At 69.4% G+C, this 18,820-nt stretch carries 19 protein-coding genes and 1 tRNA gene; 5 read left to right on the forward strand and 15 right to left on the reverse strand.

The window, feature by feature from the left end; all coding sequences use genetic code 11:
* Positions 1–20 precede the first annotated feature (20 nt).
* From H5399_RS05890 to H5399_RS05920, 7 genes are all read right to left on the reverse strand, one after another.
* Positions 21–1,907: a phosphoenolpyruvate carboxykinase (GTP) gene (locus H5399_RS05890; RefSeq protein ID WP_182782103.1), complete on the reverse strand. Its 1,887-nt coding sequence runs from the start codon at positions 1,905–1,907 to the stop codon at positions 21–23.
* 89 nt (positions 1,908–1,996) lie between these two features.
* Positions 1,997–3,433 (reverse strand): NAD-dependent succinate-semialdehyde dehydrogenase, encoded by a 1,437-nt coding sequence (locus H5399_RS05895; RefSeq protein WP_182782104.1) that lies wholly within the window; start codon positions 3,431–3,433, stop codon positions 1,997–1,999.
* Between the two features lie 86 nt (positions 3,434–3,519).
* Complete coding sequence (locus tag H5399_RS05900) at positions 3,520–4,518, reverse strand: serine protease (RefSeq protein ID WP_182782105.1); 999 nt, start codon at positions 4,516–4,518, stop codon at positions 3,520–3,522.
* 99 nt (positions 4,519–4,617) lie between these two features.
* A complete protein-coding gene (locus H5399_RS05905) occupies positions 4,618–5,808 on the reverse strand; it encodes an AI-2E family transporter (protein ID WP_182782106.1) in 1,191 nt (396 codons plus the stop codon).
* 542 nt (positions 5,809–6,350) lie between these two features.
* Positions 6,351–6,424: transfer RNA gene (locus tag H5399_RS05910), tRNA-Pro, on the reverse strand.
* Positions 6,425–6,466: 42 nt separating this feature from the next.
* Entirely contained in the window at positions 6,467–7,375 is a 909-nt protein-coding gene (locus H5399_RS05915; protein WP_182782107.1) for a metallophosphoesterase, read from the reverse strand.
* Positions 7,372–9,768, reverse strand: a complete 2,397-nt coding sequence (locus H5399_RS05920) for a transglycosylase domain-containing protein (protein WP_255422082.1) — start codon at positions 9,766–9,768, stop codon at positions 7,372–7,374. The genes H5399_RS05915 and H5399_RS05920 overlap by 4 nt, the downstream gene beginning before the upstream one ends.
* A gap of 146 nt (positions 9,769–9,914) precedes the next feature.
* On the opposite strand from H5399_RS05920, the gene H5399_RS05925 reads away from it, so the two are divergent.
* A complete protein-coding gene (locus H5399_RS05925; protein WP_182782108.1) occupies positions 9,915–10,226 on the forward strand; it encodes a WhiB family transcriptional regulator in 312 nt (103 codons plus the stop codon).
* Between the two features lie 46 nt (positions 10,227–10,272).
* Here H5399_RS05925 and H5399_RS05930 read toward each other — a convergent pair whose 3' ends face one another.
* From H5399_RS05930 to H5399_RS05960, 7 genes are all read right to left on the reverse strand, one after another.
* Positions 10,273–10,908, reverse strand: a complete 636-nt coding sequence (locus H5399_RS05930; RefSeq protein WP_182782109.1) for a CoA pyrophosphatase — start codon at positions 10,906–10,908, stop codon at positions 10,273–10,275.
* On the reverse strand, positions 10,905–11,495 hold the full coding sequence (locus H5399_RS05935; protein WP_182782110.1) for a TlpA disulfide reductase family protein: 591 nt from the start codon (positions 11,493–11,495) through the stop codon (positions 10,905–10,907). The genes H5399_RS05930 and H5399_RS05935 overlap by 4 nt, the downstream gene beginning before the upstream one ends.
* 10 nt (positions 11,496–11,505) lie before the next feature.
* Positions 11,506–12,177: an endonuclease III gene (gene nth, locus H5399_RS05940; RefSeq protein ID WP_182782111.1), complete on the reverse strand. Its 672-nt coding sequence runs from the start codon at positions 12,175–12,177 to the stop codon at positions 11,506–11,508.
* Positions 12,177–12,641: a RidA family protein gene (locus tag H5399_RS05945; RefSeq protein WP_182782112.1), complete on the reverse strand. Its 465-nt coding sequence runs from the start codon at positions 12,639–12,641 to the stop codon at positions 12,177–12,179. The genes nth and H5399_RS05945 overlap by 1 nt, the downstream gene beginning before the upstream one ends.
* A complete protein-coding gene (locus H5399_RS05950) occupies positions 12,638–12,793 on the reverse strand; it encodes a hypothetical protein (protein WP_182782113.1) in 156 nt (51 codons plus the stop codon). The genes H5399_RS05945 and H5399_RS05950 overlap by 4 nt, the downstream gene beginning before the upstream one ends.
* A gap of 126 nt (positions 12,794–12,919) precedes the next feature.
* Entirely contained in the window at positions 12,920–13,414 is a 495-nt protein-coding gene (locus H5399_RS05955; RefSeq protein WP_182782114.1) for a phage holin family protein, read from the reverse strand.
* An 83-nt stretch (positions 13,415–13,497) separates the two neighbouring features.
* Positions 13,498–14,241, reverse strand: coding sequence for a class I SAM-dependent methyltransferase (locus H5399_RS05960; RefSeq protein ID WP_182782115.1), 744 nt, complete (start codon positions 14,239–14,241; stop codon positions 13,498–13,500).
* A 125-nt stretch (positions 14,242–14,366) separates the two neighbouring features.
* Between H5399_RS05960 and ssd the strand changes: the two genes are divergently transcribed.
* From ssd to H5399_RS18470, 4 genes are read left to right on the forward strand one after another with little or no spacing between them, the layout of a single operon-like run.
* On the forward strand, positions 14,367–15,377 hold the full coding sequence (ssd, locus tag H5399_RS05965) for a septum site-determining protein Ssd (protein ID WP_182782116.1): 1,011 nt from the start codon (positions 14,367–14,369) through the stop codon (positions 15,375–15,377).
* Positions 15,370–16,515: a TadA family conjugal transfer-associated ATPase gene (locus H5399_RS05970; protein ID WP_182782117.1), complete on the forward strand. Its 1,146-nt coding sequence runs from the start codon at positions 15,370–15,372 to the stop codon at positions 16,513–16,515. Before ssd ends, H5399_RS05970 begins: the two co-directional genes overlap by 8 nt.
* The gene (locus H5399_RS05975; RefSeq protein ID WP_182782118.1) at positions 16,509–17,315 is read left to right on the forward strand and encodes a type II secretion system F family protein; all 807 of its coding nucleotides are present in this window, start codon (positions 16,509–16,511) and stop codon (positions 17,313–17,315) included. Before H5399_RS05970 ends, H5399_RS05975 begins: the two co-directional genes overlap by 7 nt.
* Complete coding sequence (locus H5399_RS18470; RefSeq protein ID WP_182782119.1) at positions 17,312–18,040, forward strand: type II secretion system F family protein; 729 nt, start codon at positions 17,312–17,314, stop codon at positions 18,038–18,040. Before H5399_RS05975 ends, H5399_RS18470 begins: the two co-directional genes overlap by 4 nt.
* A 2-nt stretch (positions 18,041–18,042) precedes the next feature.
* On the opposite strand, the gene H5399_RS05985 is transcribed toward H5399_RS18470, so the two are convergent.
* A complete protein-coding gene (locus H5399_RS05985) occupies positions 18,043–18,672 on the reverse strand; it encodes a polysaccharide deacetylase family protein (RefSeq protein WP_182782121.1) in 630 nt (209 codons plus the stop codon).
* Positions 18,673–18,820: the final 148 nt, after the last annotated feature.

The following is an 18,820-nucleotide window of genomic DNA, read 5'->3' on the forward strand; positions in this document are numbered from 1 at the left end:
TTCTCACCGTTTGAGCCAGGTCAGACCTCCGTCGGCGTCCTCCCGAACGCCGTCTCCAACGTCCGCAGCTCGTCGACGAGCTCGCGCGGCAGCCGCCAGCCGAAGGTATCGAACCAGCGCCCGATGCGCGGCACCTCGTCGCGCCACTCGTTCTCCTTGTAGGACACCACCTCACGCAGGTCGGCCTCGTCGATCGTCAGGCCCTCGACGTCGAGGCTGCCTGCCGCGGGGAGGAAGCCGATCGGCGTCTCCACCGCCTCGGTCAGGCCGTCGACGCGCTGCGCGATCCACTTCAGCACCCGGGAGTTCTCCCCGAAGCCCGGCCACATGAAGCGGCCGTCGGTGTCGCGGCGGAACCAGTTGACGTAGAAGACCTTGGGCAGCTTGTCCGCGTCGGCGTGGCGTCCGATGCTGATCCAGTGCTGCACGTAGTCGGCGACGTGGTAGCCGATGAAGGGCAGCATCGCCATCGGGTCGCGGCGGAGCACCCCCACCGCTCCCGAGGCCGCGGCGGTGGTCTCCGAGGAGCAGGTGGCCCCCATGAAGACGCCGTGCTGCCAGGTCCGTGACTGCATCACCAGCGGGATGGTGTTCTCGCGCCGGCCACCGAAGACGATCGCATCCAGCGGAACCCCCTGGGGGGAGTGGTAGTCCTCCGACAGGATCGGGCACTGGTCGATCGGTGTGCAGAAGCGGCTGTTGGGGTGGGCCGCCTTCTCGTTGGGTCGCCCGCCGACGGGGCCCGTGCCGGCGCGCCACTCGCGGCCCTTCCAGTCCGTCAACACCGCGGGCGGCTCCTTCGTCATGCCCTCCCACCACACGTCGCCCTCGGGCGTCAGCGCCACGTTGGTGAAGATGGTGTTGCCGCCCTCCAGGGAGAGCATCGCGTTGGGGTTGGTGTCATGGCTGGTGCCCGGCGCCACCCCGAAGAAGCCCGTCTCGGGGTTGGTGGCGTAGAGGCGGCCGTCTGCCCCGAAGCGCAGCCACGCGATGTCGTCGCCGAGGGTCTCGACGGTCCAGCCGGGGATGGTGGGGTCCAGCATCGCGAGGTTGGTCTTCCCGCACGCCGACGGGAAGGCCGCCGCGATGTGATAGGCCCGGCCCTCCGGCGAGATCAGCTTGAGGATCAGCATGTGCTCGGCGAGCCAGCCCTCGTCGCGCGCCATCGCCGAGGCGATCCGCAACGCGTAGCACTTCTTGCCCAGCAGGGAGTTGCCGCCGTAGCCGGAGCCGTAGGACCAGATGACGCGTTCGTCGGTGAAGTGGACGATGTACTTGATCTCGTTGCACGGCCACGGCACGTCCTCCTGCCCGTCCACCAGCGGCATCCCGACCGAATGCAGGGCGGGCACGAAGTCCGCGTTCGTCTCCTCCATGCGAGCGAGCGTCTCGGCGCCCATCCGCGTCATGATCTTCATCGAGATGGCCACATAGGCCGAATCCGAGATCTCCACGCCGTACTTCGGGTCCTCGGCGTCCAAGGAGCCCATGCAGAACGGCATCACGTACATGGTGCGCCCGGCCATGCAGCCGTCGAACAGAGGCGTCATGATCCGCTTCATCTGGTCAGGGTCCATCCAGTTGTTGGTGGGGCCGGCGTTGCGCTCGTCCTTCGAGCAGATGAACGTCTGATCTTCCACGCGGGCGACGTCGTCGGGGTCCGTGCGCGCCAGGACGGAGTTGGGCTTCAGCGTCGCGTTGAGCCGAACGACGGTGCCCTTGGCTTCCAGTTCGCGTACCAGGGCGTCGTACTCGGCGTCCGAGCCGTCGCAGTAGTGGATCGCCTCCGGCTTGCAGAGCCGAACGACCTCGTCGAGCCAGGCCAGGAGCTTGGGGTGGGTGGGTGCCACGCCGGTGGCGGGAAGATCGGTCCGGGTCCTCTGGCGGGTTTCGGTGGGGGTTGACATGGGTCTCCTCGTTGCGGCACTGCGTCGGAAGCGCTCGTCGTTGAGCGCTTCCAACCCAACCGTAGCCCTGGGACCGTGCGGACGTGCTGTCAGAGGGCCATCCCGATGTACTTGATCTCCAGGAACTCCTCAATGCCTTCAGGGCCGCCTTCGCGCCCCAGTCCCGAGCTCTTGACGCCGCCGAAGGGGGCCGCCGGGTTCGAGACGAGGCCGGAGTTCAGCCCCACCATGCCGGACTCGAGGCGCTCGGCCGTCGTGATCGCCTCCGTGAGGTCCTCGGCGAAGACGTAGCTCATCAGGCCGAAGTCGGTGTCGTTGGCCAGGGCAACCGCCTCGTCGACGGAGTCCACCGCGACGATCGGCGCCACCGGGCCGAAGATCTCCTCCCGGAAGCACCGCGACGAGGGGGCCACGTCGGCCAGCACCGTCGGCTGCATGAAGTGGCCCGGCCCGTCGACGCGCGCCCCGCCCACGACCACCCGGGCGCCGTCCTCGACGGCCTCCCGGACCATCGCCTCCACGTCGTCCAACGCAGACGCGGAGACCAGCGGCCCCACCTCGACCCCGTCGGCCAATCCGTCACCCACGCGCATGGCGCCCACCCGGGCGGCGAGCTTGACCGTGAACTCCTCCACCAGGCCGCGGTGCACGATCATCCGGTTGGCCGCCGTGCAGGCCTGGCCGATGTTGCGCATCTTCGCCACCAGCGCACCCTCGACGGCGCGGTCCACGTCCGCGCTCGGCAGCACCAGGAACGGCGCGTTGCCTCCGAGCTCCATGGACGTCTTCAGGACGTTCGCCGACGCCTGCTCCAGCAGCTTCACGCCCACGCTGGTGGACCCGGTGAAGGTCAGCTTCCGCAGCCGGCGGTCGGCGATCAGGGGGCCGGTGGTGGCCGAGGCCGACGACGACACGAAGCAGTTCACCACCCCGGCCGGCACTCCCACCTCGTCGAACACGTCCATGAGCAGCAGCGACGTCAGGGGTGTCAGCTGGGCGGGCTTCAGCACCGCGGTGCAGCCGGCCGCCAGCGCCGGCCCGAGCTTGCGGGTGGCCATCGCCAGCGGGAAGTTCCAGGGCGTGATCGCCAGGACCGGGCCCACCGGCTGCTTGGTGGTCAGCAGGCGCTGCCCGCCGACGGGGGCGACGGTGTAGCGCCCGTGGATGCGCGGGGTCTCCTCGGCGAACCACCGGAGGAACTCGGCCCCGTAGGTCACCTCGCCGCGCGCCTCAGCCAGAGGCTTGCCCATCTCCCGCGTCATCGTCTCGGCGAACTCGTCTGCCCGCTCCATGATCCGTGCCCAGGCGGCCCGCAGCAGCTCGCCCCGGAACCGGGGCTCGGTGGCCGCCCACCCGGCGGCGGCGTCGGCGGCGGCGTCCAGGCATGCCATCGCGGTCGCGGCATCCGCGTCGGCCACCTTGGTGAGCTCCTCGCCGGTGGCGGGGTTCTCGACGCTCAGCGTGGCCTCGTCGTCGGTGAACCGGCCGTTGATGTAGTGGGTGGTGCGTAGCGCTGTCCAGGTCATCTCCGAGTCCCTCCGTAGCCCGTCACCCAGCTTAGAGCGGGGTGACGGGCCACGGGTGAGCGGGGGTACCAGGCGGCCGAGGCGGTTCAGCTGACGATCGTGTTCCTCGTCGCGGTGGTGGCGGCGCTGAACAGGGCTGCGGTCTTGTCGTTGAACATCGGCCCGTGCATCGCCTCGATCCCCGAGTAGCCGTAGGAGTTCACCGACATCGTGATTCCACTGCCTCGGCCCTCGTTGAAGGGGGCGTACCAGGGGCCGCCGGAGGAGCCGCCGGTCATGTCACTGACCACCCGGTAGGTCCGATCGTTGTTGAGCGGATCGGTGTCCAACGGGCCCTGCGAGTAGATGAGTTCCTTGCCGGCGTAGGGTGTTCCGGCGGGGTGGCCGAACAGGAACGTATCCGCGCCAACGGAAACCTCGTCGAAGGCGATCTCCTGGGCCCCGACGGTCTTGTCCAGTTGCGCCAAGGTCTTTCCGTTGCCGCCGAGGCCGACGACGGCGAACGCGAAGTCGTGCAGGGTGGCCTGGGTGTTGAACTTGCGCTGCGAGGTGAAGCCCTCGTGAGCCACGAGGGCCGTGGCCGTCCAGCAGCCGTAGGTGGTCTCGGCGCAGAACGACCCGCTGGTGGTGAGCGCGACGGCGTTCGAGTCGTAGTCCGGGATGAACACCCAGTTCGTCGCGAACTTGGACTTCTGGTTGTCGAAGACGCAGTGGGCCGCGGTCACGATGATCGACCTGGTGCTGTCGCCGTCCTCGATCACGGAAGCGGAGCACACGTAGTAGGACCTGCCCATCGCGAACAGCACCTTGCCGGTGGTCTTCTGGACGAGACCACCACCAGGCCAGGGTTCGCCGAGCGTGGCGGTGGCGGCCAGCGCAGCCTCCGAGAAGGTGCCGGTGGCCGGATCGCGCACGAAGTCGCGGGGCTTGGCCTGGGCAACCTTGTCCTTGGTCCAGAAGTCGACGATGCGCTGATGCTCAGCGCGGGCGCCACTGTCGGCCGAGGCCTGCGCGGCGGGGATCAGACCGAAGGCGAGCAGCAGGCTCGCCATCAGCGCGACCGGTCGGAGGATTTTCGCGATCATCGTGCTCGCTCCTTGTGTCCTGAGTGCGTCGACAGGTTCACCCCGGCCGACGATGCGACCGATCGCATGCCCGCGCCCGGTCCACGCGAGGGCATTGGATCAGGATTCGGGGCGGACCTTCGCGTCCTGTCGCGGGATGTAGATCTCCTTGATGATCATCAGCAGCGACGCCGTGACGGGCACCGCAACCAGGGCGCCGAGCAGTCCGAGCAGGGTGGCGCCCACCATGGCGCCGATCAGCACCAGCGATCCCGGAATATCGACGGCCTTGGTCATCACGCGCGGGGTGAGCACGTAGGCCTCGATCTGCATGTAGGCGAACATCACGACGGCGAAGATCAGCGCCGTCACGGGGGAGGCGAAGAGCGTGACGGTGGTGATCAGGATCCAGGACAGGACCGGGCCGATCATCGGAATGAAGGTGATGAACAGGGCCAGGAAGGACAGCAGGGCCGCGAAGGGGGCGCCGAGGATGGTCATGAGGACGAAGGTGAAGGCGGCGTTGGCGGCGGCCAGGATGGCCATGCCTGACACGTAACCGCCCACCGATTCGACGATCCGGTCGGTCATCGTGCCCAACCGGGGGCGGGCGTGCGCCGGTGCGAGCTGCTGGAGGGCCCTCTTCATGGGGTCAAGCGAGGCCAGGAAATAGAGGGTGAGGACCAGCACGATCAGGCTCGTGGAGACGAAGTCCACCAACCCCGTGCTCACGGCCAGCGCGCCTCCACCGATCGCGAGGAGGTTCTCCGGGTTCGACAGCCAGGCCTGCGCCCGGGCGAACAGCGCCTCGTAGAGGTCGCTCTGCCCGGTCGCGGCGGTCAGCGCCTTGAACCAGTCGGTGTTCTGGACGTTGGAAAGGTACCCGGGCACCGCTGCCGCCAGCTGCGTCACCTGCCCCACCGCTGCCGGCGCGATGAGGGCGATCACCCCGCCGAGGATGAGTGCGAATCCGGCGAACACGACGGCGATGGCCAGCCCACGCGACATTCGATGGTTGCCCAGCCACAGCACGACGGGTTCCAGCGCCATGGCGATGAACAGCGCCGCTCCGATGGAGACGAGCACCGTCGACAGGGCGGACAACGACCCTCCCAGCGAGATCGCCACGAGGGCGCCCGCGGTCGCGGTGAAGCCCCACATGAAGGGGTGGCCCAGGTCGACGGCGAACCGGGACCGGCGACGCGTGTCTCGCCTCGCTACCGGCGGCGTCGGCTCCAGCTCGGATACAGCTGTGGCGGCAGGTGGTGTAGCGGGTGGCGTGGCGGGGACACTGGGTTCCGTCTCGGACATGCGAGCAGCGTACGGTCCCGCCCGGGTCCCGCGCGACACGCGGCGCGTCGGGTTGGTGTTCCGGGACTGCGTCCCTCCAACCCCTTCCTCGTCCTCGGAAGTGAACAAGCTCCGAGTCCCAGAAACGCAACGAGTCCGAGGAAGGGAGCTTGCTCACTTCTCTCGGACTTCGTCGGGGTGTTCCGGGACTACGTCCCTCCAACCCCTTCCTCGTCCTCGGAAGTGAACAAGCTCCGAGTCCCAGAAACGCAACGGGTCCGAGGAAGGGAGCTTGCTCACTTCTCTCGGACTTCGTCGGGGTGTTCCGGGACTACGTCCCTCCCAACCCCTTCCTTGGCCTCGGAAATGGACAAGCGCCAAGTCCCTGAAAAGCAATAAAGTCGAGAGGTATGGGCGCTAGCCCATTTCTCTCGACCTGCGTCGGGGTGTTCCGGGACTACGTCCCTCCAACCCCTTCCTCGTCCTCGGAAGTGAACAAGCTCCGAGTCCCAGAAACGCAACGGGTCCGAGGAAGGGAGCTTGCTCACTTCTCTCGGACTTCGTCGGGGTGACAGGATTTGAACCTGCGGCCTCGTCGTCCCGAACGACGCGCGCTACCAAGCTGCGCCACACCCCGATTGGCCCAAGGACCAACCGAGATACTAGCCCATCGGCCCCGTCAGCGCGAAACCGGACGAAGGGTCAGCAGTGTGACCTCGGGACGGCAGGCGAACCGGTACGGGGCGAAGGGGGAGGTGCCCACGCCCGCCGAGACGTGCAGGTGGGCGGTGTGTCCGCCAGCGGTGTGTGTGGAGAGGCCCTTGACCCGGGCGGGGTCCAGATCGCAGTTGGTGATGAGTGCGCCGTAGCCAGGGACGCAGACCTGCCCGCCATGGGTGTGGCCGGCGAAGATCAGGTCCATCCCATCCGCGGTCATGGCATCCAGCAGCCGCAGATAGGGGGCGTGGGTCACGCCGATGTTGAGGTCCGCGGAGGCATCGGCCGGGCCCTCCACCATCGCGTAGCGGTCGCGGCCCAGGTGCGCGTCGTCGACTCCGCGGAACGCCAAGCGGTACCCGTTGACCTCCAGAGCAGCCCGACGGTGGGTCAGGTCTACCCAGCCGTGCTTGGACATGCCGTCGCGGAGCTTCTCCCAGGGAAGGTCGGGGGCCGAAGGTCCCTTCGCCTCCGACTTGCCGTGCGCGAGGTACAGCAGCGGATTGCGGAAGTGCGGCTTGAAGTAGTCGTTGGAGCCGAACACGAACACCCCGGGCACGAACCGCAGCTTGTTCCACGCCGCCAGCAGCGGGAAGACGGCCTCGGCCTGCGCGATGTTGTCACCCGTATTGATCACCAGATCGGGCTCCAAGGCCGCCATCGAGCGGATGAAGTCCAGCTTGAAGTGCTGGCTGGTGGTGAGGTGGATGTCGGACATGTGGAGAATCCGGATCGACCGCCCGCCGGCAGGGAGAATCGGCAGCTCCACCCGCCGGACAGTGAACTGCGCCGCCTCTATCAGCCCCCAGCCGAAGCAGGCCGCGCCGACGGCTGCAGTGGCGCCGACGGCGCGGAGAACCGGCCGCGTCATTCGTTGGGGTTGCCCGGCTCGGCGTTGCCGGGCGCCTCCTCGGCGGGAGGAGCCGGCTCGGCGGGAGCAGCGGGCGCGGGCGCAACAGGCTCAGGCCTGGGGGCGGGCTTCGGGCCCTGAGAGACCTTCAGCGACACCGTCGAGAACTTGACGGCCGAGCCCGTCGGCGAGATGCCCAGGAAGGTGCCCGCCGAGCGGTTGCTGTAGACGCTCCATCGCTGGGTCTGGAAGCCGGCGGCCTCGAGGGTGCGCTTGGCCTCGTTGTAGCCCATACCTGACACGTCGGGAAGCGGCACCTTGACGCCCTCCAGCACCTCCGTGGTGGGGGCGTTGAAGGCAGTCTTAGGCTTGTCCGCCAGCGCGGAGGCCATGGCGGCCTTCCAGATCAGGCCGGCGTCCCCACCGCCGGAGCCGCGCAGATACGTGCCGCTGGGGAGCCTCACGTTCTTGAGCGTCTTCCGCTTGGATTCGTACCAGGGGTTGGTCTTGTCGATGGCGATCCAGGCGGCCCCGGCCATCTCCGGGGTGTAGCCCGCGAACCAGACGGCCTGGTTCTCGCTGATCGTGCCGGTCTTGCCGGCCTGGGGGCGGCCGTCGCTCAGGCGGGCAGGACGCCCGGTGCCGTTGTCGATGACGCTCTTGAGGATGAAGTTGACGCCGTCGGCGATCTCGGGCCGGATCACCTGCTTGCAGTCGGCCGGCGGAACAGCCAGGGAGCTGCCGTCCTTGGTGGTGACCGTCTCCAGGATGATCGGGGTGCAGTGGATGCCGCGGTTGGCGAAGGTTGCGTAGGCCTCGGCCATGGACAGCGGCGTGACCTCTGAGGTGCCCAGCACGAAGGTGGGGTAGTTCTGGTTGACGCGCAGGTCCTGCCCTGTGGACATCTTGACGCCGGCGGCCTTGGCCATGTCGATCGAGGCGCAGATGCCGGCGTCCGCCTCCAACTGCATGAAGTACGTGTTCACCGAGTCCTCGGCGCCCCGGATCATGTTGATCAGCCCGTAGCCGCGGTTGTAGTTGCGGACGGTGTGGTCCTGCTTGAACACGAAGGGCCCGGTGCAGTTCTTGAACGTCATGCCCTCAAGCGGCAGCGCCTCGGGGGCGTTGTACTGGCGCTGCGGCGTCATGCCTAGATCCAGTGCCGCGGCGATCGTGAACGTCTTGAAGGTGGACCCGGCCTGGTAGCCCTCCGCACCGCCCATCGACTCTTCGACGTTGTAGTTGTAGTAGGTCTCGCCCGCGTCGGTGCCCATGTCCGGCCGCGACTGCGCCATGGCCACGATGAGCCCGGTGCTCGGCTGGATCAGCGCCGCACCGGCCAGCACCGGATCAGTGGGGGCGATCAGGTCTGCGACGGCGGCCTCGGCAGCGGCCTGGGCGGTGGGGTTGATCAGGGTCTGGATGGTGAGCCCGCCCCGGTTGAGCAGGTTCTCGCGCTCCTCGGTGGTCTCGCCCATGGAGGGCATCTGATCGCTGAGCAGGGTTCGCCGCACGTAGTCGCACAGGAAGGGGTAGGGCGAGGCGGTGCAGCCGTTGGGGGTGCGCCTGACGGTGGCGGGATCGAACGCGACGGCCTTGGCCTCGGTGGCGCGCTCCTCGCTGATGATGCCCAGCTCGGCCATCCGGCTGAGCACGAAGTTACGGCGCTCGATGGCCTTCACCGGGTTCTTCACCGGGTTCAGCGCCACCGGGTTCTGCACGAGCCCGGCCAGCATCGCCGCCTGCTCCAGTGTCAGATCCTTGGCGGTGGTGCCCCAGTAGTGCTGGGCGGCCGCTTCGACGCCGTAGGCGCCCTCGCCGTAGTAGGCGATGTTGAGGTAGCGCTCCAGGATCTCGTCCTTGGTGAGCCGCTCCTCCAAGGCCATCGCGTAGCGGGCCTCGATGATCTTCCGGTCGATGGTCACCTCGGTGGCCTTGCGTGCGGCATCCTTGTCGCCTGCGGCCACGGCCGATTCAACCCGCACGAGCTTGACGTACTGCTGCGTCAGCGTCGAGGCGCCCTGCGTGTCTCCCGTCATCGTCTTGACGAACGCGCGGCCGAAGCCCTGGAAGTCGATGGCGCCGTGCTCGTAGAAGCGGTGGTCCTCAATCGCGATCTGAGCGTCCTGCATGGCCGGGGCGATCTCGGAGAGGGGGACGTAGATGCGGTTCTCGTTGAAGAAGGTGGCCAGCACCTGCCCGTCGGCCATCAGGATCCGCGAGCGCTCGGACTGGGGAGGCGTCTCGAGGTCCGCAGGGAGGTACTCCAGTGACTCGGCGGCCAGCTTGGCGCTTCCTCCGGCGAGCGCTGCGAAGGGCACCGCGAGGCCCGACAGGAGCAGGCCGGCGAGCACGCTCACCGCGAGAAACATGAGGACGGAGTACGCCTTCTGGCTGAGGGAGGCAGACTTCATTGCCTCAGTTTACGTGACGGGCCCCAGTAGGCCGTGCTCCGCCGCTTGGCTTGCGTTTTTACTGGTCGGATACCCCTGTTGCGGAGTGCCGCCGATGCGCTAGCGTGCATGTCATCTGACAGTGACTGCGCAAGGGAGGGCAGCTGATGTCCCTGGCTGAAGTGAGCGAATGGACGCTCCATGCCAAGTGCCGCGAAATGGCTGACGCACTATTTCCGGAAGGCAAGGACCAGAAGCGCGCGAGATCGGTATGCGTCGGGTGTCCGGTCCGATCCGAGTGCCTGGCCGAGGCGCTGGACAACCGCATCGAGTGGGGCGTGTGGGGCGGGATGACGGAGCGGGAGCGACGCGCTCTCCTCCGCTCGCGCCCTGACATCGACTCGTGGCACGACGTGCTCGTCGAGCACCATGACACCCCGGGGGCACACATCTCAGTGTTACCCACCCGCCAGATCTGAAGTTCTGGCGACGGCGCACGGCCCTGCCGTGCGCCGTCGGCGTCTCTCAATCGCGCATGTAGCGGGCCGGGATGTCGGCGACCCGGCCACGGTTCCAGGGTTTGGCCCAGCCGCCCAACTCAAGCACCCAGTCCACCAGGTGCGCGGTCAGGCCCCAGATGAACTGATCGCCGAGCACGAACGCCGGCCCCTCGAAGCCGCTCGGGTGATGACCCGTCAACCGGACCTCCGCCGATGACAGGGCGGAGACGCCGAAGGCGTGCACGGCGCCGGTCTCGGCCGGGTCGCGGGGCGCCAACCGGTGCCCGCCGGGCCATACCGCCACCACCGTCGTCACGTCATAGCCGGAGGCAGGGACCCACAGCGGTGGCAATTCGCCCAGCACGGTGACGTGTTCTGCGGCCAGGCCGATCTCCTCGTTGGCCTCCCTCAACGCCGTGTGGCGCCGGTCCCGGTCCGTCGCGTCGACGGCGCCCCCTGGCAGGGCGATCTGGCCGGCGTGACGGCGCATCGTCTCGGCCCGGGTCACGAAGGTGAGCGACGGGTCCTGCTCATCGGTGAACAGCATCAGCACCGCGGCAGCGCGCTCGCCTCGTGGGGTGCGGTGCACGTCTATCTCACGCGCAGCAGGCCCCCGGACCAGGGCGTGGCAGAGGGCCTCGAACGTCTCTGGATGCCTCACCGCACCCCCAGGTAGTCGTCGGCCATCGTGAGAAGTTGCTCGGTGGATTCGAAGGGCCCCGCGTGGACGCCGACGATCCTGCCGTCGGCGTCGACAAAGTACGTGGTGGGCAGGCCCGGCACCCGCAGGGGCACCTGAAGGGACTTGTCGGCGTCGATCACATGCGGATATCTCCACCCGACAAGCCCAGCGAACTCGATGGCCCACTCCGGCCTGGGGTCGTTGTAGTTGACGCCGACGAAGGCCACCCCGTCGAGCTCGGCGAGGCCCGCCCTCAGGTAGGGCGATTCCTCGCGGCAGGGCCCGCACCACTGGGCCCACAGGTTCACGACGGTGGGCTTCCGCTCAAGTCCGGCCAGATTGACGACGGCGTCGCTGCCCAGGCAGGTCAGCTGGGTCTGCGGTAGTCCGTCGGCCACCTGGAGTGTCGCGGGGTCGGTCACCGGGCAGTCCGGGAGGCCGTACTCCACCCTGAGCGACGCGAGGTCCGCCGGTGCCGAGGTGGGCGGCTGCGAGGGCTCGGCCGTCGGGGAGCACGCAGCCAGCGCGAGCGTCGCGGCGACGAGGGCGAGAAGGCGTGCGATCACGATGCTGAGATTACCCGCGCGGCTCGCGGATCAGCTGGGCGGCGACGGCGGGATCCTGCTCGCCGATCCCGTTGCTGGGGCATAGCCCGCGAACGGGGCACGCGCCGCACGCGGGCCGCCGGGCGTGGCAGCAGCGCCGCCCGTGCCAGATCACCCGGTGGCACAGCATCACCCAGTCCTCCGGCGCGAAGAGGGCGGCGACATCACGCTCCACCGCGTCCGGCTTGGTGCTCCCGGTCCACCCCAGGCGCCCCGAGACGCGGATCAGGTGGGTGTCCGGAGTGACCCCGGGGATCCCGAAGGCGTTGCCCAGCACCACGTTCGCGGTCTTCCTGCCGACGCCGGGCAGCGTGATCAGCTCGGCAAGAGTGTTCGGGACGCGGCCGTCGAACTCGTCGACGATGCGGCGCGCCAGAGCGATGATGGCCGCGCTCTTGGCGCGGAAGAAGCCCACGCTGAGGATGATCTCCTCGACATCAGCGGCGTCCGCCTCGGCCAGGGCGAGCGGGGTGGGGAAGCGTGCGAAGAGGCGCGGGGTCACGGTGTTGACGCGTCTGTCCGTGGACTGCGCGGAGAGCACGGTGGCGACGAGGAGCTCGAACGGTGTGGCGTAGTCCAGCTCGCACCGGGCATCCGGATAGGCCTGCGCCAACGCGCTGTGGACGGCCGAGGCCAGGTCCATCAGACCTCGACGATCAGCTCGACCTCGACGGGGGCGTCCAACGGCAGCACGGAGACACCGACCGCCGATCGGACGTGTGCGCCCGCCTCGCCGAACACCTCACCGAACAGGGCCGAGGCGCCGTTGGCCACCGCCGGTTGGGCGGTGAAGCCCGGCTCGCTGGAGACGAACACCACCACCTTGAGCACGCGGCGGATGTGGTCCACCCCGCCGGCCACCTCGGCTGCCGCTGCCAGGGCGTTGAGCGCGGCCAGCCGGGCGGCCTGCACGCCTGTCTCCTGGTCCACCTCGCCTCCGAGCTTGCCGGTGGCGATCAGCCGCCCGTCGACGCTGGGCAGCTGGCCAGAGGTCCACACCTGGTTGCCCACCAGCGTGGCAGGCACGTAGGCGGCCACGGGTGCTGCAACCGGCGGGAGGTCGATGCCCAGCTCGGTCAGCCGCTGCGTCGCAGAGGTCCCGCTCACTGCTGGGGGCGCTTGAAGTATCCGACGAGCGTGTCCGGGTTGGGCCCGGGGGCGAGCTGGATGAGCTCCCAGCCGTCCGCCCCGAAGTTGTTGAGCAGCTGCTGCGCCACGTGCGAGAGGATTGGCGCCACGAAGTATTCCCACTTGGTCATGAGGCCCAGCCTGCCATGTCTGCAGGCTGGGCGACACTCGGCGCTAGGCGTCCATATCCAGATGGAGGGGTGCCGGATCGCCCGATCCGGTGCGCCGCAGCCGAGCCACGATTGTTCAGCAGGCTCCTAGGGACGCCCGAACGTGCTGTCGAGATCCGCGTCGCGGAAGCGAGGGAGATCGTCGGGCTTGATCACCACGTCAGCGCTCTTCGTGCGCGACGCGATGGTCGCAACCACCGCGTCGAGTGTGGCCTTGGCCTCGGCGATGGTGGCGTCAGGCTTCTTCACCTGGCGGAACTTGTTGCGGCCGAGGATCACCAGCACCAGGGCGACGACCAGCGAGAAGAGCACGCTGGCCAGGAACCCCAGGGTGAAGGACGACCACGGTCCCAGCGGCGTCACCGCGTGCAGCAGGAGGCCGAGCGCGAGCGCGATCAGGATCACCAGCATCCAGACGGCGTGGAACGCGAATACAGCGGCCCCGGCGAAGAGCCCGGCGCCGATCCCGGCAGCCTTGGCGGCGGGCTTGAGCTCGGCTGCCGCCAACTCGGATTCACGGGCGACGAAGTCTGAGACGGCATCCTTGATGTCCACCAGGGGGTGGCTGGGCTCAATAGGCATGTTGCTCCTTCCGGCAGTGGCCAGCCTAGTGGTTGTCACCGTCGGTGCGTCGGGGGGAGGGCCGGTTCAGGCGCGTCGTCGGGTCACAGCTGAATGGCCAGGGCGTGGTCGGGAAGCACAACAGGGGCGGTCAGCTCCTCGTGATCCACCCAGGCGCGCCAGCACAGAAGCTGGAAGGGCAGCCGCAGGCTCTCGCCCGGGCGAACCGCACCGTCGTAGAGCTCAGAGACCTGGTCGAGAAGGTGGCCGAGCTGCGCGGCATCCAGGTTGGCCGCGAGGGGTTGGGCCCTCACCAGGCCCACGAGGTCGTCGCGGCTGACGCTCTGCCAGACCCGGAATGCCCGCTGCTCAACCTCGGGGAAGTACTTGCTGGAGCTCAGGAAGTCGAGGCTGTGGTGGCCATAGTCGCCCTTCATCGCCATGGGGTCGAATCGTCGCAGGAGTGCGGCGAGGCGGCGGACCCAGGGCACCGAGTCGTCGCGCACCAGGTACGAGGCGCTCAGACACCCACCCGGGCGGAGCACCCGGGCGAGCTGCGGGAGCGCCTGCGTGAGGTCGTAGCGGTGGAGCCCCTGGTGGATCAGCACCACCTCGAACGTGAACGGGTCCGTCGGGATCGCTTCGGGCCGAGCCATGATGGGCGTGACCGAACGCACCCGGCGCAGCCCCTCGATGCGCTGCGCGTCCTCCGACGTGGCGAACAGCGAATGCCCCGCGTCGGTCAGCCGCCTGGCCAGGTGTGGCTCGGGGTCCACAGCCAGGGCCCGCACACCGTGCCACACCGCCAGCCAGTCGAGGGCTTCGGTGGGAAGGGTGGCGCGGGTCATGGGTTCCTCTCGTACAGCGATCGCACCAAGGGTAACGGGAGGGAGATGGAGACCGCGCCGCACCAGTTGTCCACAGCCCCGGGATGGGGCGGGACGCGGGGGCCGGAGTTTGCGAACAAGGGGCTATGGACACCACTGCGTCGACGTTGCTGTGCTCCCGGGACCCTGCCGTCATCGAGGCGGTTGAAGTGGCCGCCGCGGCCATGGATGTCGGGCTCCGCGTGGCGCGGGACGCCCAGGAGGCCAGAGCGCTGTGGCCGGCCGCCAGGCTCCGGTTCCTCTCCACCGAGGTGGCGGCCCGCTGGACGTCGGCGCCGCCGGGGCGGGCGTTCCTGGTGGGCACCTCTCCTGCTGAGCTGACCCGCTGCTCCGCCCAGCTGGAACTGCCGGTGATCCCCCTGCCAGACGTCGGGGGTCGCCTCGTGGATGCATTGAAGCGCAACTCGGGCGAGGCGCTCCACCGCGGTACGACGGTGGCGCTGGTGGGCGCCGCGGGGGGCCTGGGGGTCAGCACCCTGGCGGTGTCGCTGGCCATCACAGCGGGGCGCCGTGGCACGCCGTCGGCCGTGGTGGATCTGGCCTCCTGCAGCGGGGGGCTGGATCTGGCCGCTGGAGGCGAGACGGTGGAAGGGATGAGGTGGTCGGACCTGGGCCATGCCCGCGGCGAGTTGGGTGACCTCGCGGGCAGCCTGCCCTCGCTGGGCGGAGTGGTGCTGCTGGCGCACTCGAGGGAGGCGCCGTCCGTCCCGTCGGGAGAGACGGTCGCAGCGGTGATGGGCGCCCTGGCGCGGTCCCACCGGATGGTCGTGGTGGACTGCGGGCGCGACCCGTCGCCAACTCCGGCAGATCACACGGTGTTGGTGGTGGGGGCGGATGTCAGGTCGGTGGCAGCAGCGCGCATGCTGGCGGAGGTGAAGGCGCTTCGCCCCACGTCTATCGTCGTGCGCCGTGGCCCCGGGCGCTCCCTCCCCGAGCAGGTGGTGGCGCGGGCGCTCGGCGCGCCCAGCCTGGGCCGGATGGACCACCACCGAGCGCTGCCTCGGCTGGCTGAACTCGGACTGCTGCCCGTGTCCGGGCCGGCCCGGCGGTACGCCCGGCAGGTGGGCGCCATCCTCGAGGGCCTCCCCGATGCCTGACATCGAACTGGACCGCCTTCAGGCGTCGTTGGCGTCGCTGGGGCGGCCCTTCACGCCGCTGGATGTGGTGGTGTCGCTCCGAGCCATGGGGGTGGCTGTGACGGACGCGGGGGTCCATGACGTCCTCGCAGACCTCAGACGCCACAGCGTGGGGGCGGGCCCGCTGGAGGATCTCCTGGGCAGGCCGGGGGTCTCGGACGTGGTGGTCAACGGCCCCCGGGACGTGTTCGTGGATACGGGTCAAGGGCTGGAACGCGCCCCGGTCACGTTCGTCGACGACGAGCAGGTGCGCCGCCTCGCCATCCGGCTTGCGGCCGCGGCCGGCCGTCGGCTGGACGACGCCACCCCCTTCGTGGACGGACGCCTCCCCAGCGGGGTGCGGCTGCACGCCGTGCTGGCGCCCGTGGCAGCTCCCGGCACCTGCATCTCGTTGCGTGTCCCGGCAGCCCGCAGCTTCTCGCTCCAGGATCTGGTGCAGGCGGGATCGCTCCCGGATGCCGGGGCCACGCTGCTCCGGGCTGTGGTGGATCGACGCGTCCCGTTTCTGGTCTCAGGAGGAACAGGTTCCGGCAAGACCACGCTGCTGGCCGCCATGGTGGGGCTGATCCCACACACCGAGCGCGTGGTCCTGGTGGAGGACGCGCGCGAGCTCGTCCCAGACCACCCCCACTGCGTGCGCCTGGAGGCCAGGCCCGCCAACGCTGAGGGGACCGGCGCCATCACATTGACCACGTTGGTCCGGCAGGCGTTGCGCATGAGGCCGGACAGGGTGGTGCTCGGCGAGGTGCGCGGGGCTGAGCTGACGGACCTGCTCACGGCTCTCAACACGGGGCACGAGGGCGGCTGTGGCACTATCCACGCGAACTCGATCCAGGATGTCCCGGCGCGGCTTGAGGCCTTGGCGGCCCTCGGTGGCATGGGGCGGGAGGCCTGCCACGCTCAGGTGGCGGCGGCGTTGAAGTTGGTCATCCACGTCGTCAGGGACCCGGGCGGGCGGCGACGGGTGGCGCAGATCGGGGTCTTCCGGCGCAGGGAGGACGGGCGGGTGGACGTGCTGCCCGCCGCCACCCTGTCCTCCTCCGGTGTGAGCCACGGCGAGGGTGCCCATCTCCTGCGGTTGGCGGTGGGTCCGTGCTGACAGCGGCCCTCATGGCCGGGCTGGCGGCCGCCCTTGTTGTCGGACCGCCGCCCACCGCGGTGGCCGGCAGGCTCCGGCCGCCCAGGGTGGCGCGCGGCAACGGACATCTCGCCGTCGGTGCACTGGGGGGTGCGGCGGCTCTGGGAGCCGGATGGCTGGTGCTCGGCACCAGACCTGTGGTGTGGATGGTGGCCGTGGCTGTGGCGGTATCCACGCTCGGGTGGCTGGAGTACGGTCGCCAGGCACGGCGCGAGGAGGTCAGGGCTGCCGATGAGTGTGCCCAGGCGGCTCGGGCCCTGTCGTCGATGATGCGTTCGGGCAACATTCCCCGCGTTGCCCTGGCGGAAGCCGCCAGAGACTTCTCCGTCCTGGCTTCGGCCGCTGCCGCAGCCCGCCTGGGCTCAGATGTGGGGCGCGAGCTGGATCGGGCGGCCGATGGTCCTGGGCGGGCCGGATTACGTGCCGTGGCCGCAGCCTGGCAGCTGAGCGAGCGCACGGGAGCCCCCATCGCGGAGGTGTTGGGGCGGGTCGCGGAGACCTTGCGGCGGCAGCGTCAGCTCGACGCGGTGGTGGCGACGGAGTTGTCCGCCGCACGCACCAGTGGCCACATCATGGCCACGCTGCCGTTCCTGGCGATGGGCTTGGGGCTGGTCTCAGGCGTCAACACGCTGGACTACCTGTTGACCGAGCCACTCGGGCAGTGGCTGGTCCTGGCAGGTGTGGCGCTCACTTCCGCCGGCGTGATCTGGGTGGAGAGCCTGGCCAGGACGGGCGCCCGGCATGGGCGGGGGCGTCGGTGAGCAGCATCGCGCTGGCCGCAGCCATGGCCGCAATCGCCGCGTGGGTGGTGGTGCCCTTCCCTGCGGGCCGCCTGATCAGCCTGCGGGGCGGCCGTGCCGAGCGGCTCCTCGTTCTCCCGGGGCGGGTTGGGGCGCCACCCGGGGGGCAGCGTGTCGCCGTCGGGGCGGCGGCGGGGCTCCTGGCTGCGGTGGTGGTGGAGGGATGGGGTGGGGTGGTCCTCGGTGGCGGCGTGGCTCTTGTGGCAACGCTTGGCCTTGGGTTCGCCGCGCCGCGGCCGGACTGGTCCATGCTCGCCCGTGAGATGCCGGACGCGCTCGACTTCCTGGCGGTGTGCATGGACGCCGGTCTCCCCACCGCTCACGCGGTCGGCGAGGTGGCCAGGGTGTCGCCGTCGGCCACCCAACACCTGCTGCAGGAGGTCGCCGCTCAGCTCGCCCTGGGACGAGCCGGCCCCGCCGCGTGGGAGAGCCTGAGATCTCACCCGGTGTGGGGACGCGTGGCTGTGGACGTGATCAGGGCAGAGCACGCCGGCACCGCACTGGCAGGAGTCCTCCGAGACCATGCGGAGGACGCCCGACAAGAGCACAGGGACGCCGCTGCACGGCGCGCCCGGACCGTCGGCGTGAGGTCGGTGGTGCCGCTCATGGCCTGCTTCCTCCCGGCGTTCATGGCTGTGGGTGTGGTGCCGATCATCGCCAGCCTGATGCAGAGCTTCTTCGGGTGAGTTCAGCGGCCGTCGTCCAACAGGTCCGGCACCGTGGTGAAGCTGTAGCCACGGGCCCGGAGGTCGTCGATGATCCCGGGCAGCGCGTCCGCGTCCAGGGTCGAGCTGTCGGACGGGTTTGCCCCCACGTGCATCAGAACGATCTGCCCGGGGCGCAGGCGATCCAGGATCCGCTGGCGGATGATGGCCGTGGTGATCCCTTCGCTGGTTCCCTTCCAGCCGAGGGTGTCCACCGTCCAGCGAATCGGGATGTAGCCCGCCTCGTTGACCACACGGATGTCGAGGGGCGCCACGTCGCCGAACGGGAACCGGAACAGGGGCTTCGTCGTGGTGCCGGTCAGCGCGGAGATGTCCCGCTCCGCGGCTGCCAACTCCGCCCGGATGGCCTCGTTGGTGATCTGCGTGAAGTAGGGGTGGGTGTTGCTGTGGTTTCCCACAGGATGCCCGGCACGGTCCATCGCGGTCACCTGCTGCGGGTAGGCGCGGGCGAAGGCGCCGGTGACGAAGAACGTGGCGGCCACGTCGCGGGTGGCGAGCGTGTCCAGGATGGACGCGACCCCCTGGGCCGAGGCGCCCCCGTCGAAGGTCAGTGCCACCACCTTCCGCTCAGTGGGGAACGCCTCGATGTCCATCCCTGCCCACAGCTGGACGAGCCCAGCGGCGGGTGCGGTGGTGCTACTGGTCGTTGTCGGTGGCGGCGCCGTGGCCGGAGCGGGGGTGGAGGTCCTCGGCGCTGGGGGGATCGTGGACGCCGCCGGTGTCGGTGTCGAGGTGCTCACA

Origin of the sequence: Tessaracoccus sp. MC1627 (assembly GCF_014164725.1) — a bacterium.
Lineage (GTDB): Bacteria > Actinomycetota > Actinomycetes > Propionibacteriales > Propionibacteriaceae > Arachnia.